The following is a 15,302-nucleotide window of genomic DNA, read 5'->3' as shown; positions in this document are numbered from 1 at the left end:
TTAATTGATGTTAATTTCAAAAGGCATTATAGCCTGAACGCCTGATCGGGTTTGCAATCTTTTAATTTCTTGTAAAATGCGATAATTCTCTTCTCCAATTTCTTCTTTTATAAAAGTTGCTTTGGAGGTAGCAAAAGGCAAATTAGCCAATAAATCATCCAAATTTTTCTGATACTCTGGATAATTTTGAGTGCTGTATTTGGTGATTTTAGCTAAAGAGGCCGCTTTTGCAATAGCATCATTTAATCCGCCAATTTTATCTACCAAACCAATTTTTAACGCTTCGGAACCTGTCCAAACTCTACCTTGTGCAATAGCATCTACTTGGTCGAATGTCATTTTTCTACCTTCTGCAACATGCGTTACAAAAGTTTTGTAAATGTGTTCTACGCCTTCTAATGTCACTGCTTTAAAATTTTCATCAATAGGGACAAATGGACTATAATTTGCCGCATTTTCATGCGTTTTAACTTGTTCAGTGTTAATTCCTATTTTAGTTGCTAATGCAGTAAAGTTAGGAAGTACACCAAAAACACCAATAGAACCTGTTATTGTGTTTGCCTCTGCAAAAATGGTATTTGCATTACATGCAATATAATATCCGCCAGAAGCAGCATAATTACCCATCGAAACCACTATTGGTTTTACTTTCTTGGTTAATTCTATTTCTCTCCAAATCAAATCAGAAGTCAATGCACTTCCTCCTGGACTATCAATACGCAGTACAATTGCTTTAACATTTTTATTTTTTCTGGCTTGTTGTAAAGAACGACGCATAGAACCCTCGCCAATAACGTTTACATCACCTTCGCCACTCATAATTTCTCCTTGTGCGTAAATAATTGCAATTTCATCCTTACTGTCAAAAGACTGAGCCGTTGTGGCTATTTTTTGAGCATAATCGGTTATGTTTACTTTGTTGTAGTCTTCATTTTCAGCAACTTTCAATGCTTTTTTGATGGCACTGTGGTACACGTCTTCATAAGCGATAATGTCAACTAGTTTTTCTGCCTTTGCCATTTCTGGTGTTCGAGCCAAAAGTCCATTTGCAATTTCATTCAATTTGGTAACTGAAATGTTTCTGCTTTTAGAAATATCAGAAACGACAGAACTCCAAACAGAATTTAGTAATGCTGTAGTTTGTTCTCTATTGGCATCACTCATTTTATTTTCTAAAAAGGGTTCTACTGCGCTTTTGTATTTCCCATGACGAATAACTTCCATTTTAAGGCCAGATTTTTCTTGAAAGTCTTTGAAAAACATAATTTCTGCCGAGAGACCTTTAAAATCCATATCGCCTACAGGATTTATGTAAATCGTATTGGCAACAGAGTTTAAGTAATATTCTTTTTGTGAATAAGAATTAGCATAAGCCATTACAAATTTTCCAGATTTTTTAAAGCTTTCTAGCGCATCTCTAAGTGCTTTGCTTTGTGCCATTCCTAAGGATGAATTGTCATTTAAGATAGATATTCCTTTGATATCAGTATCTGTTTTTGCTTTTTCAATTGAATTAATGATATCAGTTAATCCTATTTTTTTGTTATCTGAAAAGATAGTGACCCAAGGATCTTTATATTTTCCTGCATAGTCATTTTGTATTCTGTCTAAATTCAATTCGATTACGGAGTTGCTTTTTACAGTAACAACTTCCGATTCACCACCAAAAGCGGCTCCAATAAGTAGTATTCCAAAGAAGAACAACATAAAGATTACAAAAATCCCTATGATGGTCGCTAATACATTTCCTAAAAATTTCATATTTGTGTTTTTTTAATAAGTATTCGATGCGCTTAATATGTTACAAATTTAAAGGTTATAATTCTAAAATTAGTTATTAACAAGCTTTATAAAGATGCGACTTATCTAAATTTGTTTTAGTTAATTTGCGGTTAATATGAAATCACAACATCAGGTCATTTTATCGCTAGGAAGTAATCAAGGCAATCGATTGGAAACTATTGAGAACTGTATAGCATTAATTCATCAAGAAATAGGAACTGTAATTAAGGTTTCTAAGTTATACGAAAGTCCTTCTTGGGGTTTTGATAGTGATGCTTTTTACAATTGTGCTTTAATGATGCATACAACAAGTTCTGCTTCTAAAATTTTGTCGCAAGTTCTAAAAGTAGAAAAAAAGTTGGGAAGAGTTCGTGGCGTAGTTCCAGGATATCAATCTAGAATTATTGATGTTGATATTATTGCATTTGATGAAGCAATAATTAATTCTGAAAAGTTACAGATTCCGCATCCTTTGATGCAAGATAGGAAATTTGTTCTATTGCCAATTCGGGATTTAAATCTAGATTGGAAGCATCCTATTTTTAAAAAAAATATTGTAGAATTATTAGAATCTTCTCTTGATGAAAATGAATGCAAAATAGTTCAAAATTTAAAAAGCCCTTTGGGAAATATTCCTTTAGAGCAATTTAATTATGTTGCTTTTGAAGGGAATATCGGAGCGGGAAAAACGACTTTAGCTACTAAAATTGCAGAGGATTTTAATGCAAAAACTGTTTTAGAACGTTTTGCGGATAACCCTTTTTTGCCTAAATTTTATAAAGATCAAAACCGATACGCTTTTCCTTTAGAAATGTCATTCTTAGCAGATCGATACCAACAATTATCAGATGATTTAGCTCAATTTGATTTGTTCAAAGACTTTATAGTTGCAGATTATCATATTTTTAAATCGCTAATTTTTGCTAAAATTACCTTGGCTGATGATGAGTATCGCTTGTATCGCAATCTATTTGATATCATCTATAAAGAAATGCCAAAGCCCGATTTGTATGTTTATTTATATCAAAATTCAGAGCGTTTGCTTCAAAATATAAAAAAAAGAGGACGAAGTTACGAACAAGAAATACCTGCAGATTATCTGGATAAGATTAACAATGGGTATTTGGATTATATAAAATCTCAAACGGAACTAAACGTTTTGATAATTGATGTTTCCGATAGGGATTTCGTTAAAAATCAAGAAGACTACCTTTTTATTTTAGATGAAATTCAAAAGAAAACAAATCAGTAGAAAATATTAATTTTCACATTTTCTAATCTACCTTATTTTCTAACTGCTTGATTTTAACAAATAAATCCCAAACTACAATTCCGGCACTAACTGAAATGTTTAAAGAATGTTTGGTTCCCAATTGTGGAATTTCAATTGATCCATCACAAAGTGCAACTGCTTCTTGAGAAACTCCATAAACCTCATTTCCAAAAACTAAAGCATACTTCTTTTTGTTTTCAACTTTGAAATCCTGAAGAAAAACAGCGCTTTCTACTTGTTCGATTGCGAGCGTCATTACGTTTTCCTTTTTTAAGTTTTCTATAACTTCAAGAACGTTTTGATGATGTTCCCATGCAACTGTTTCTGTAGCTCCAAGAGCCGTTTTATGTATTTCTTTGTTGGGAGGCGTAGCAGTAATGCCACAGAGGTATATTTTTTCGATCAAAAAAGCATCTGCTGTTCTAAAAACAGAACCAATGTTGTGTAAACTACGAATGTCATCTAATATTAAAATAATCGGCGTTTTTTCGGATTCTTTGAAACCTTCAACAGATTTTCGATTCAATTCGCTATTTTCAAGCTTTCTCATATTTTGGCTATTATTCAAAAAAAAAGCTTCCTATTCATGGGAAGCTTTCTTCTTATTTATTTATATTAATTAGCTTTTTGCGGCATCAGCTGCTAAAACATTTCCTTTAATTGTAAGTACTTTAGTTGGTTCAACAGCGTTAGTTGTCAAAGTTACTGTTTTATTAAATGATTGTCCTGCTCTAGAAGTATCATACTTTACTCCAATAACTCCTTTTGCTCCTGGAGCAATTGGTTCTCTTGGATAAGTAGGAACTGTACAACCACATGAACCTTGTGCATTAGTAATGATTAATGGTTTGTTTCCGTTGTTAGTAAATACAAATTCACGTTTACCATCAGAATTATAAGCAACAGTTCCGTAATCAATAGTTTCTGTTTGAAAAACCATTCCTGCACCTTCAATTTTTGCAACTGCTGTAGTTTTAGCTTTGATTTTCTTAGGTGCTTTTGAAGTTTCTTGAGCGTTAGAAGCCGTAACTCCTACAACTAGTAATAATGCTAGTGTAATTATCTTTTTCATTTTATTTGTTTTTTTTAATTGGTTTGACAAATTTAAAGAAAAAATCATGCCAATAGCTTAATTTCATCTTAAAAATCATTAATATTTTTTTGGATCTTTAATAATTGACTATAAATCTATAAATTCGCTCACAGAATTTTTTTCATTCATTTTTAAAATAAAGCAAGTTGGCATCTAAAGATAAATTGGTTAAGGAAACGCCTTTAATGAAGCAGTATAACGAGATTAAACGAAAGTATCCTGATGCTTGTTTGTTGTTTCGTGTTGGGGATTTTTATGAGACTTTTGGTGATGATGCAGTACGGGCTTCAAAGATTTTAGGTATTACTCTAACCAAACGCGGAGCAGGTTCTGAAACAGAGACTGCCTTGGCTGGTTTTCCGCACCACTCTATAAACACCTATTTGCCAAAACTAGTCAAAGCAGGACTTCGTGTAGCAATTTGCGATCAGCTAGAAGATCCCAAAATGACTAAAACAATTGTCAAGAGAGGAGTTACTGAGCTTGTTACGCCTGGTGTTTCTATGAATGATGAGGTTTTACAGTCTAAAACAAATAACTTTTTGGCTGCTATTTTCTTTGCCAATAAATCAATAGGAATCTCTTTTTTGGATGTATCTACAGGTGAATTCTTAACGGCTCAAGGAAACGCAGAATATATAGATAAGCTGTTACAGAATTTTAATCCTAGTGAGGTTTTAATTCCGAAAAATAATAAGAATGATTTCCGAGAAACTTTTGGAGAGGATTACCATACTTTTTATTTAGAAGATTGGATCTATAAGGAAGATTATGCTTTTGAAACATTAACAAAGCATTTTCAAACTGTTTCTTTGAAAGGGTTTGGAGTAGAAGAGCTTAAAGAGGGCGTTGTTGCCTCGGGAGCAATTTTATATTATCTTTCTGAAACGCAACACAATAGAGTGCAACACATCACGAGTATTCAACGCATTGCCGAAGACGCTTATGTCTGGATGGATCGTTTTACAATTCGTAATCTCGAATTATATCACAGTTACAATCCAAATGCTGTTACTTTGTTGGATGTTATTGATAAAACGCTTTCGCCAATGGGAGGCCGCTTGCTAAAAAGGTGGTTGGCTCTGCCATTGAAAGATAATGCTAAAATAAAAAGTCGTCATGAGGTAGTTTCTTATTTAAAAGCCAATCAAGATGTTTTAAAGAATATTCAAAATCAAATCAAACAAATATCTGATTTAGAACGTTTAATTTCTAAAATAGCAGCCGGAAAAGTATCTCCTCGTGAGGTGGTTTATCTAAAAGAATCATTGGATGCTATTATTCCGATTAAAGATTTAGCCTTGCAAAGTCCGCAAGAAGCAGTAAAAATTATTGGTGATAGTTTGCATAGTTGCGAATTGTTGCGTGAGAAAATAAAAACGGTATTGAATCAAGATGCTCCGGTAGCTATTGCTAAAGGAAATGCTATTGCTAAAGGCGTTCATGCAGAATTGGATGATTTGCGAGCTATATCAACTTCTGGTAAGGAATTCTTAGATGGAATTGAAAAAAGAGAATCTCTAGCAACGGGAATTTCTTCATTAAAAATCTCCTTTAATAATGTTTTTGGCTATTATATAGAAGTGAGAAACATGCATAAGGATAAAGTTCCAGCGGAATGGATTCGCAAGCAAACTTTAGTTAATGCTGAGCGTTATATTACGGAAGAGCTTAAGGAATACGAAACGAAAATACTAGGAGCTGAAGAGAAAATTCATAAAATTGAAGCAGAGTTGTTCGAGCAATTGGTTGGTTGGATTGCTACTTATATTAAGCCAGTACAGATGAATGCGAACTTGGTAGCGCAGTTGGATTGCTTATGTTCTTTTACGCAACTCGCCATAGAAAATAATTACGTTTGCCCAGAATTAGACGAGACATTCGAACTAGAAATTAAAAACGGAAGACATCCTGTTATCGAAAAACAATTGCCTGTAGGTACTCCGTATATTGCTAATGATGTTTTCTTGGATAGAGAAACACAGCAGCTTATTATGATTACCGGTCCTAATATGTCTGGTAAGTCGGCTATTTTGCGCCAAACTGCTTTAATAGTACTGTTGGCTCAAATGGGAAGTTTTGTTCCTGCAGAGAGTGTTAGAATGGGTATTGTTGATAAGATATTTACCAGAGTAGGAGCGAGTGATAATATCTCGATGGGTGAATCTACTTTTATGGTGGAAATGAATGAAACGGCTTCAATTTTGAATAATATTTCAGATAGAAGTTTGGTATTGTTAGATGAGATCGGAAGAGGAACTAGTACCTATGACGGAATTTCAATTGCTTGGGCAATTGCAGAGTTTTTGCATGAGCATCCTTCAAGACCTAAAACCTTGTTTGCTACCCATTACCACGAATTGAATGAAATGAGTGAATCTTTACCTAGAATTCAAAACTATAACGTGGCAGTAAAGGAACTCAAAGACACTGTTCTTTTTATTCGAAAATTAGTAAAAGGAGGGAGTGCTCATAGTTTTGGAATACATGTGGCGAAAATGGCCGGAATGCCACAAATAGTAATCTTAAAAGCGCAAAAGCTTTTGAAAAAATTAGAGAAAAATCATTCTAGTGATGCCTTAAATGGAATTAAAGAGGCTAAAGACGAAATGCAAATGAGTTTCTTTAATTTAGATGATCCTTTGTTAGAAGAGATAAAAGAAGAGATTTTAAATCTAGATATAAATACTATTACTCCTATGGAGGCCTTGATGAAACTCAATGAAATTAAGAGAATGTTAGTTAGGAAATAATTTTATTGTTTTTAAATAATAGGTTATCAGAAGTTTAGCTTTTTTATTGTATTTTTTTATAAAAAAATCTTGCGTAACTCAATAAAAGTCCTAAATTTGCATCCGCAATACACAACAAGTATTGTGGTTCTTTTAAAGAATTGAAAATGCGAAAATAGCTCAGTTGGTAGAGCGCGACCTTGCCAAGGTCGAGGTCGCGGGTTCGAGCCCCGTTTTTCGCTCCACACCACATAATGCTCGGATGGTGAAATTGGTAGACACGCTGGACTTAAAATCCAGTGAACAGCAATGTTCGTGCGGGTTCAAGTCCCGCTCTGAGTACTAAAAAAGCTTCAAACTCTGTTTGGAGCTTTTTTTATTTTATAAAATGACTACTTCAGATTTATTGGTGTGATTCAAAGTAATACAATCTCTATGTTTTATCGTGCTTAGTAAATTACATTAATTAATGTTATAATTAGTTTTTAGCATCAAATGACTGTGTTTTATAGTAGATAAAGAAGTTTATGGGTGATATGTCATAATTTAAAAAATGAAGCGAGTAGTGATGTGTTTATTCGGTTTGATTGTCAAATTTATTTAAAGTAAATTATGGGGGCTTTTGTTATTAGTAGAAGATTTAATGATGAGTATAAATTTGTTTTTACTTCTAGAAAAGGGAAAGTGGTTTTTACTAGTCTCAGTTATGAGCTTAAGTTTGAGTGTGAAGAAGATATTGAAAGATTTAAGCGTGAAATAGAAACAGCAGATTTTTTAAAATTTAAATCCTCAACTGGAAAATTCTATTTTAAACTAATGTTGGATGGCGTTCATTTTGCCACTAGTAGAAAATATACAACTTCATTGCGTTTGCAAAAAGGGATCGACGAAATTGTACGTTATGGATCGGTTTCTGAAATATTAGATTTTTCAGGCAATGATTTTATTTTTCAGGACTAACCTTGTTCTTGATTAATAAAAAAAAGAGAATGTCTTTATTAGTAAAGACATTCTCTTTTTTTTTATTAATCACTTTGTTTCTTTATGAAGTCTAGTGATAGGAAATAAAAAAGCCATCTCGCTTAGCGGGATGGCTTTAAAATTTTTAGAATTTAAGTTCTAATTATTTTTTTACTTCAGCAGCAGCTTCAGTAGCAGTAGCAGCAGCATCAGTTGCAACAGCAGCAGCAGAATCAACTACAGTAGCAGCAGAATCAACAACCATAGCAGCAGAATCAACTACCATAGCAGCAGAATCAACAGCGTTAGCAGACTCTTCAGCAGAAGCGTCAGCTTTTTTACATGATACAACAGTTAATACAGCAACAGCAGCTAAACTTAAAAATACTTTTTTCATCTTAATTTATTATAAAAGGTTAATTATTAATTCGTGGCAAAGATATAAATTTTTTAATATGTAAAATATATTTTTATTTTTTTTTTAAAAAATAATATTTTTCACCAACGTTCATTTAAATAGCAATTATTATGCCAGTTGATTAAAAGGTTAAATTAGTTTTTAATATCGCTAATTTAACCCTTTTTTTAATTTATTTTTTACTTAAGGTCTTCTTTTTTAGTGTTTTACCTTGTTTTGGGTGAACTAGTTTTAATTCGCTAATTAAGTTTTTAGCACCAGCATATTTGTCCATAATAAATAAAACATATCTTATGTCAACCATTATATTTCTACAAATATTAGGGTCATAATAGATATCGCTCATTGTTCCTTCCCAAACTCGATCAAAATTAAGTCCAATTAAATTCCCATAAGCGTCAATTGCAGGGCTTCCTGAATTTCCTCCTGTAGTATGATTGGTGCCTATAAAATTCACTGGCATTTTTCCATTTTCGCTGTACGGACCGTAATCTTTAGTTTTGTATAAATCAATTAGTTTTGCAGGAACATCAAATTCATAATCTCCAGGAATATACTTTTCCATTACACCGTCTAAATACGTTATTGGTGTATAAAGAGTAGCATCTTTAGGTTCGTATCCTTTTACTTTTCCGTAAGTAACTCTTAAAGTACTATTGGCATCTGGAAAAATACGGCTGTCCGTGTTTAATTCTAATTGTGCTTTCATGTAAGTACGTTGCAATGCGGTGATCTCTAAGTTGATTTCATCATATTTTGGTGCAATCTCTTTAGTGTACTTATCTGATAATTCTTTTACTAAGATAAAAGCGGGATCTGCATTTAAGTTTGCTATTACAGTTTTTGCATCGCCAGAAAGTAATTTTTTCAAGCTGTCGTAATCTTTAAGTTTGGATTTACTATAGATTTCTGAAGCTAAATTTTTAGCATTAATGTTCGTTAATCCTTTTGGTAAAAATTGCTTAGATGATTGATTAGCATACAAATCAATCAATTGTTCAAAAACTTTTTCGTCAACTGTCGCATTAAAGTTTTTATAAAAATCTGCCAAACTACTAATTAAATTAGTTTTTCTGTCGTTAAAAGCTTGTTCGCCTTTAGCATTATAAACTTGTTCTAATTGGTATAATTTAAATCCGGTGCTAAGCATTTCTGTATTGCGTTGCACTGTCTCCATAAAATATTCTCTTGCAACGGCATAAGGAGCGATTGCAGCATAGTTCTTTTCGAAATCAGCTAATAGTGTTCCGTATTCTTTTTCTTTCCCTGCTTTAACTATTTTTTGTTGAAAAACTTTCTCAGCTTCTCTTTTTACAGCTACAGCATTTGATTTTTTTAATCCTTGAGTTTCTCCAATCCACTTTTTCCAATAATTAGCAATACTAGCATATTTTGAAGCATACTGAATTTTGATAGCATTGTCTTTTCGCATAAAACCATCGGCAACTTTCAAGGCTTTGTCTCTAATTTCTATTTTTGCTGGATTTAACTCATTTACAATTTGCTCAATTGCAACTGCGGGTAAATACTCATTTGTTTTTCCTGGATAACCAAATACTAAAGTAAAATCATCTTCGGCTACACCATCAAGTGAAATGGGTAAAAAGTGTTTAGGTGTATAAGGCACGTTGTCTTTTGAGTATTTTGCTGGATGATTATTTTTGTCCGCATAAATTCTGAATAAAGAAAAATCTCCTGTATGACGTGGCCAAACCCAGTTGTCAGTGTCTGATCCAAATTTTCCTATTGAGGTCGGTGGAGCGCCCACCAAACGAACATCGGTAAAAGTTTCTGTTACAAAATGCATGTATTGATTGCCTTCATAAAATGTACGAATTTTGTTTTCTTGCCAACTTTCCTTTGGTAGAGAGTTGCTTAATGCTGAAATGTTCTCTTGGATTTTTTTCTGTTTTTCTGCTTCATTTGTAAGTGTAGCTGTTCCGTTCAATACAGCTGTCGTTACATCTTCAATTTTTACAATAAATGTTACGGTCAAATCTTCGTTTGGTAATTCGTCCTCCATTTTATAAGCCCAAAAACCATCTGCAAGGTAATCGTGATCTACTGTAGAGTGCGATTGAATTTGAGAATATCCACAATGGTGATTGGTTAGTATTAATCCTTTTGGAGAAATTACTTCAGAAGTACAACCACCGTTAAAATGAGGAACGGCATCTTTCATGCTAGATTGGTTTACATCGTAAATCTCTTTCACAGACATTTTCATGCCTAGATTTTTCATTTCTGTTTCGTTCATGCCTTTTAGTAAGGAAGGAATCCACATACCGCCTTGTTGGGCTTGTGTCTGAATAACAAATAATAATAGGAATAGTTTTAAAAATTTCATGTTTATGTATTTAGTTTGCAATTTTACTTGATTTTGTGGGCCATTAATTTTCGATTATGCAATTCAAAACCGTTGGCAATATACAATTTTTGTGCATTTTGATTGTGATTTTCTATTTCTAAGTAGATTAATTTTAATCCCAATTCTTTACTTTTATCCTTAACAAATGATACAGTTTGACTTCCAATTCCTTTGCCTCTAGCTTGTTTAGTTAGGTACAATTCATCTAAAAAAGCAATTTTTCCTTGGTATTCAAAACTGAAAATAAAAGTTAGAATCACATAACCCACAATTTCATCTTCGTTCAAAATAAGCCATCCTTTTCCCAGATTTTCATTGGCAATGAATTCCTTAAATAAAGATTTACTAACTTTTAGGTCAATAGGATAATTGTCTATCGCATAGAAATCCTGCATCAACAACACTATGGTTTCTATATCTGTAGTGACTAATGGTTTAAAATGTATCATTTAAAATATTTTTTAAAATTATAGAAGTAGCCCCTTTATTCATTTGTACAAAAGTTTCGCAAATATGTCCTTTTTCATTCCTAATATCATCATTCCGAATTAGGTTTATGAAGGTTTCTTTTAATTCTTTAGCATTTGTTATAACACTACAACCTTCTATATTGACTAATGCGGTTGCTTCTGGAAAATGAGAATAGTTAGGTCCGATGACAATTGGAACACCAAAGGTAGCTGGTTCTAATAAATTGTGAACACCAGGATTTCCAAAACCTCCACCAACATAAGCAATATCTGCATAGCTATAAATCTTTGTTAGAATACCAACAGTATCAATAATAAAAACATCAAAATCAGCTAAATTCTGTCCTTCTTTTTCAGTGAATAAGACCGTTTTTTTAGTGATGCTACTCTTTAATTGTTGAATTTGTTCTTTCTTGATGTTATGAGGCGCAATTATAAATTTAATTTTCATTGCGTTTGAATTGATAAAATCAATCAATAAGTTTTCATCTTTTGGCCAAGAACTTCCTATAACAATTGTGGTTTTGTTGTCTTTAAATTGAGAAATGAAATCTAATGAATTGTCTTTTTCTAAAATGGTAGCCACTCTGTCAAATCGAGTATCTCCAGAAATTGAAACATTTGTTTTGCCTAGACTTTGCAAGAGTTTTTTAGACTTTTCGTTTTGTACAAAAAAGTAAGTGAAAGCGTTTAATGCTTCTCTGTAAAAACCACCATACCATTTAAAAAAAAGTTGCTTTTCTCTTAATATTCCAGAAATTAAATAAGTCTTTGTATTTCGTTTTTTAAGCCCCGCTAAATAATTGGGCCAATATTCGTATTTAATAAAAAAAACTAAATCGGGTTGCACTAATTCTAAAAATGTATCCGCATTTTTCTTGGTGTCTAATGGAAGATAAACTGTTACATCTGCTACAGAGTTGTTTTTACGAACCTCATAACCAGAAGGCGAGAAAAAAGTAAGAATGATTTTATGAGACGGAAATTGTTTTTTTACAGCTTCTATAACAGGTAAACCTTGTTCGTATTCGCCCAAAGAAGCGGCATGAAACCAAATTGTTTGATCGGATTGATTTATTTTTTGTTGCAATGTTAAAAAAACATCTTTTCGTCCTTCTACAAAAAGTTTCATTTTAGGACTGAAAATGGCTGTGATTTTTAATAAAAAACCAGCAAATTGAACCACTAAGTTATAGAGAAAAAGCATCTTTTAGAATTTGGGGCTAAAATACGGTTTCTTTATTTTAGTTTCTTCGAATGAAATGCTTAAAATTTATTTTGTTACAGCTTCACTTTTTTATTTCATCAAAATAGAATTTATTTTAAGTGGTGTTCATTGGTTTGAACTCAATAATAACTATTTTTGTTCTTCGTTTTTAGAAAGAGTTCGTTGTTTTTAAAAACAGTATCCTTTCGAACTTTAAACAAGCAAAATCAATGAAAAAAATTCAAATGGTTGACTTAAAAAGTCAATACGATAAGATAAAAGAAAGTGTAAATAGTTCAATTCAAGAAGTTTTAGAAACCAATACTTATATTAATGGACCTCAAGTTCATCAGTTTCAAAAATCTCTAGAAACTTATTTAGACGTAAAACACGTAATTCCATGCGCAAACGGAACCGATGCTTTGCAAATTGCAATGATGGGTCTAGATTTAAAACCAGGAGATGAGGTAATTACTGCCGATTTTACTTTTGCTGCTACTGTTGAGGTTATAGCCTTGCTACAATTGACACCCGTTTTAGTAGATGTTGATTTAGTTAACATGAATATCTCTATTGAAGGAATCAAAAAAGCCATTACTCCAAAAACTAAAGCAATTGTACCGGTTCATTTATTTGGTCGTGCCGCTAATATGGAAGCTATTATGGCTCTTGCCAAAGAACATAATCTATATGTAATTGAAGATAATGCGCAAGCAATTGGCGCTAATTGCAAGTTTTCTGACGGAACAAAAAAGAAAGCAGGAACGATAGGTCATGTTGGTGCAACTTCGTTCTTTCCTTCTAAAAATCTTGGTTGTTATGGAGACGGAGGTGCTATTTTTACTAATGATGACGCTTTAGCACATAAATTACGTGGAATTGTAAATCACGGAATGTACGAACGCTACCACCATGATGTTGTAGGTGTTAATTCTCGTTTAGATAGTATTCAAGCAGCTGTTCTGAATGCTAAATTACCTTTATTAGACCAATACAACAAAGCAAGACAAGACGCCGCTAGAAAATATTCAGCTGCTTTTGAAGGACATAAAAATATCATTTCACCAACGATTTGTGATATTTGTGATTGTCACGTTTTTCATCAATATACATTGCGTATTATTGCGGCAGATAGAAATGGATTAATGCAGCATTTATTAGACAAAGGAATTCCATGTGCTATTTATTATCCAATTCCATTACATTCTCAAAAAGCTTATTTAGATACGCGTTACAAAGAAGAAGATTTTCCAGTAACGAATCAATTAGTGCAAGAAGTGTTATCATTGCCAATGCATACGGAATTAGATGATGAACAAATTAAATACATTACAGACAGCGTTTTAGAGTTTTTAAAGTAGATTCTTGAAGCAAAATAATTAATAAAAATGAAGGTATTAGTAACAGGAGGTTTAGGTTTTATTGGTTCTCATACCGTGGTTGAATTGCAAAACGAAGGTTTTGAGGTTGTTGTTGTAGATAACCTTTCTAATACTTCTTTGAGTGTTTTAGATGGAATTGAAAAAATTACAGGCAAAAAGCCCATTTTTGAAAACTTAGATTTACGCGAAAAAGAGAAAGTACAAGATTTTTTCAAAAGGAATAGTGATATATCTGGTGTAATTCATTTTGCAGCTTCAAAAGCGGTAGGTGAAAGTGTTGAAGATCCTTTGTTGTATTATGAAAATAACATCAGTGCACTGATTTATGTGTTACAACAATTACAACAAAAACCCGAAGCCAATTTTATTTTCAGTTCTTCTTGTACGGTTTACGGTCAAGCCGAAAAGATGCCAATTACGGAGGATGCAGCACTTCAACAGGCCGTTTCTCCTTATGGAAATACAAAAGCGGTAGGAGAAGAAATCATAACTGATACCGCAAAAGTGACCAATATTAATGCTATTTTGTTGCGTTATTTTAATCCTATTGGTTCCCATCCATCTGCTGAAATTGGTGAATTGCCTATTGGTGTTCCTCAAAACTTAGTACCATTTATTACTCAAACAGGTTTTGGATTGCGAAAAGAATTGGCTGTGTACGGCGACGATTATCCAACACCAGACGGAACGGCTATTCGTGATTATATTCACGTTGTAGATTTGGCGAAAGCCCATGTAATAGCTTTACAGCGTTTAATAAACAAAAAAAACACAGCAAAAGTAGAAACCTTTAATTTAGGAACAGGAACAGGAAGTTCTGTTTTAGAAGTGATAAATAGTTTTGAAAAAGTGAGCGGTAAAAAATTGCCATACAAAATTGTAGGACGCAGAGAAGGAGATATTACTTCGGCTTACGCCAATACGGACAAGGCAAATAATGTTCTAGGTTGGAAAGCACAATCTACGCTTGAAGAAGCGATGGCAAGTGCTTGGAAATGGGAACAGAAAATTAGAGGTTAGATTTTTAAATTGATATTTATTAAAGATCCCAAATTATCAAAATGATGGTTTGGGATTTTTTTGTAAATTTGTTTCGCTAATACATTCATTATGAACGATAAAATAGAAAATTCAAACAAAGCGGAAGAACCAATTACGGCTTACAAAACTACTTTAAAACAAAAGGGTATTGGAGAAAATTTCGATTTTGATAAGGAATTCAAAAATGGATATACACCTGAAGAGCTTTTATCAGAAATGAAGAAACGAATAAGTAAGTATCCTTGGAAAAAATAATTTATAAAAATGATATTTTAGATTATTTCGATGATTTAGTATTTTTATTATTCAATAAAAAATACTTTTCTTATCAAGAAAATGCAGACAAGTATTTAGAAAAATTAATACAATTTGTTTCTGATAATATAAGAGACTTTCCAAATCGGAAAACTCCGCAAGAATTAAAATATCTTGGTTCAAATTATATTTTTTACAACTCTAATAAACGAACCACTTGGTATGTTTTTTTCGAAAATTCTGGCAAAAATTATTTGATTACTGGAATATTAAATAATCATTGCGAAGAAGCGAATAGATTATAAAACAAAAATCCTCATA

The 15,302-nt window shown here is 32.5% G+C and carries 14 protein-coding genes and 2 tRNA genes; 9 read left to right on the top strand and 7 right to left on the bottom strand.

The features are described from left to right. On the bottom strand, positions 1-1,761 hold the full coding sequence (gene sppA, locus J3S90_RS02775; RefSeq protein WP_210644572.1) for a signal peptide peptidase SppA: 1,761 nt from the start codon (positions 1,759-1,761) through the stop codon (positions 1-3). Positions 1,762-1,897: 136 nt separating this feature from the next. Between sppA and folK the strand changes: the two genes are divergently transcribed. Further along, positions 1,898-3,034 carry a 2-amino-4-hydroxy-6-hydroxymethyldihydropteridine diphosphokinase gene (gene folK / locus J3S90_RS02770; protein ID WP_210644570.1) on the top strand — a complete coding sequence of 379 codons (1,137 nt, stop codon included), beginning with the start codon at positions 1,898-1,900 and terminating at the stop codon, positions 3,032-3,034. 22 nt (positions 3,035-3,056) lie between these two features. Here the strand turns inward: folK and J3S90_RS02765 are convergent, their stop codons facing one another. Together J3S90_RS02765 and J3S90_RS02760 are read right to left on the bottom strand one after the other, a co-directional pair. After that, complete coding sequence (locus J3S90_RS02765) at positions 3,057-3,605, bottom strand: RNA methyltransferase (protein ID WP_210644568.1); 549 nt, start codon at positions 3,603-3,605, stop codon at positions 3,057-3,059. A gap of 69 nt (positions 3,606-3,674) precedes the next feature. Further along, positions 3,675-4,127 carry a DUF1573 domain-containing protein gene (locus J3S90_RS02760; RefSeq protein WP_188048836.1) on the bottom strand — a complete coding sequence of 151 codons (453 nt, stop codon included), beginning with the start codon at positions 4,125-4,127 and terminating at the stop codon, positions 3,675-3,677. Between the two features lie 167 nt (positions 4,128-4,294). Here J3S90_RS02760 and mutS point away from each other — a divergent pair, with 167 nt between their 5' ends. The 4 genes from mutS to J3S90_RS02740 all read left to right on the top strand — a co-directional run bounded on the left by mutS (position 4,295) and on the right by J3S90_RS02740 (position 7,840). Continuing rightward, complete coding sequence (gene mutS / locus J3S90_RS02755) at positions 4,295-6,901, top strand: DNA mismatch repair protein MutS (protein ID WP_210644566.1); 2,607 nt, start codon at positions 4,295-4,297, stop codon at positions 6,899-6,901. A gap of 148 nt (positions 6,902-7,049) precedes the next feature. Next, positions 7,050-7,125, top strand: a tRNA-Gly gene (locus J3S90_RS02750). Positions 7,126-7,136: 11 nt separating this feature from the next. Next, positions 7,137-7,222: transfer RNA gene (locus J3S90_RS02745), tRNA-Leu, on the top strand. 270 nt (positions 7,223-7,492) lie between these two features. Next, positions 7,493-7,840: a DUF1508 domain-containing protein gene (locus J3S90_RS02740; RefSeq protein ID WP_188048834.1), complete on the top strand. Its 348-nt coding sequence runs from the start codon at positions 7,493-7,495 to the stop codon at positions 7,838-7,840. Between the two features lie 163 nt (positions 7,841-8,003). Here the strand turns inward: J3S90_RS02740 and J3S90_RS02735 are convergent, their stop codons facing one another. The 4 genes from J3S90_RS02735 to J3S90_RS02720 form a co-directional block, all read right to left on the bottom strand. Further along, the gene (locus J3S90_RS02735; protein WP_188048833.1) at positions 8,004-8,237 is read right to left on the bottom strand and encodes a hypothetical protein; all 234 of its coding nucleotides are present in this window, start codon (positions 8,235-8,237) and stop codon (positions 8,004-8,006) included. 193 nt (positions 8,238-8,430) lie between these two features. Continuing rightward, on the bottom strand, positions 8,431-10,605 hold the full coding sequence (locus tag J3S90_RS02730; protein ID WP_210644564.1) for a S46 family peptidase: 2,175 nt from the start codon (positions 10,603-10,605) through the stop codon (positions 8,431-8,433). Between the two features lie 23 nt (positions 10,606-10,628). Continuing rightward, a complete protein-coding gene (locus J3S90_RS02725) occupies positions 10,629-11,075 on the bottom strand; it encodes a GNAT family N-acetyltransferase (RefSeq protein ID WP_210644562.1) in 447 nt (148 codons plus the stop codon). Beyond that, positions 11,062-12,303: a 3-deoxy-D-manno-octulosonic acid transferase gene (locus J3S90_RS02720; RefSeq protein WP_210644560.1), complete on the bottom strand. Its 1,242-nt coding sequence runs from the start codon at positions 12,301-12,303 to the stop codon at positions 11,062-11,064. The genes J3S90_RS02725 and J3S90_RS02720 overlap by 14 nt, the downstream gene beginning before the upstream one ends. A gap of 200 nt (positions 12,304-12,503) precedes the next feature. Here J3S90_RS02720 and J3S90_RS02715 point away from each other — a divergent pair, with 200 nt between their 5' ends. The 4 genes from J3S90_RS02715 (at position 12,504) to J3S90_RS02700 (ending at position 15,286) form a co-directional block, all read left to right on the top strand. Next, entirely contained in the window at positions 12,504-13,664 is a 1,161-nt protein-coding gene (locus tag J3S90_RS02715) for a DegT/DnrJ/EryC1/StrS family aminotransferase (protein ID WP_394369398.1), read from the top strand. 27 nt (positions 13,665-13,691) lie between these two features. After that, positions 13,692-14,705, top strand: a complete 1,014-nt coding sequence (gene galE / locus J3S90_RS02710; RefSeq protein WP_210644556.1) for a UDP-glucose 4-epimerase GalE — start codon at positions 13,692-13,694, stop codon at positions 14,703-14,705. A gap of 90 nt (positions 14,706-14,795) precedes the next feature. Beyond that, positions 14,796-14,981, top strand: a complete 186-nt coding sequence (locus tag J3S90_RS02705) for a hypothetical protein (protein WP_188048827.1) — start codon at positions 14,796-14,798, stop codon at positions 14,979-14,981. Next, the gene (locus J3S90_RS02700) at positions 14,969-15,286 is read left to right on the top strand and encodes a hypothetical protein (RefSeq protein WP_188048826.1); all 318 of its coding nucleotides are present in this window, start codon (positions 14,969-14,971) and stop codon (positions 15,284-15,286) included. Before J3S90_RS02705 ends, J3S90_RS02700 begins: the two co-directional genes overlap by 13 nt. Positions 15,287-15,302 lie beyond the last annotated feature (16 nt).

The organism is Flavobacterium flabelliforme, assembly GCF_017948675.1.
Classification (GTDB): domain Bacteria; phylum Bacteroidota; class Bacteroidia; order Flavobacteriales; family Flavobacteriaceae; genus Flavobacterium; species Flavobacterium pygoscelis.
Note: the sequence above shows the minus strand (reverse complement) of the source record. Positions and strands in the feature narration are given on the sequence as shown.

Bases quoted from the DNA above. Each gene is read 5' to 3' on its own strand.
- J3S90_RS02765 (WP_210644568.1), bottom strand. From the start codon at position 3,605: ATGAGAAAGCTTGAAAATAGCGAATTGAATCGAAAATCTGTTGAAGGT.
- J3S90_RS02730 (WP_210644564.1), bottom strand. From the start codon at position 10,605: ATGAAATTTTTAAAACTATTCCTATTATTATTTGTTATTCAGACACAA.
- J3S90_RS02740 (WP_188048834.1), top strand. From the start codon at position 7,493: ATGGGGGCTTTTGTTATTAGTAGAAGATTTAATGATGAGTATAAATTT.
- J3S90_RS02760 (WP_188048836.1), bottom strand. From the start codon at position 4,127: ATGAAAAAGATAATTACACTAGCATTATTACTAGTTGTAGGAGTTACG.
- sppA (WP_210644572.1), bottom strand. From the start codon at position 1,761: ATGAAATTTTTAGGAAATGTATTAGCGACCATCATAGGGATTTTTGTA.
- folK (WP_210644570.1), top strand. From the start codon at position 1,898: ATGAAATCACAACATCAGGTCATTTTATCGCTAGGAAGTAATCAAGGC.
- J3S90_RS02725 (WP_210644562.1), bottom strand. From the start codon at position 11,075: ATGATACATTTTAAACCATTAGTCACTACAGATATAGAAACCATAGTG.
- J3S90_RS02720 (WP_210644560.1), bottom strand. From the start codon at position 12,303: ATGCTTTTTCTCTATAACTTAGTGGTTCAATTTGCTGGTTTTTTATTA.
- galE (WP_210644556.1), top strand. From the start codon at position 13,692: ATGAAGGTATTAGTAACAGGAGGTTTAGGTTTTATTGGTTCTCATACC.
- J3S90_RS02705 (WP_188048827.1), top strand. From the start codon at position 14,796: ATGAACGATAAAATAGAAAATTCAAACAAAGCGGAAGAACCAATTACG.
- J3S90_RS02735 (WP_188048833.1), bottom strand. From the start codon at position 8,237: ATGAAAAAAGTATTTTTAAGTTTAGCTGCTGTTGCTGTATTAACTGTT.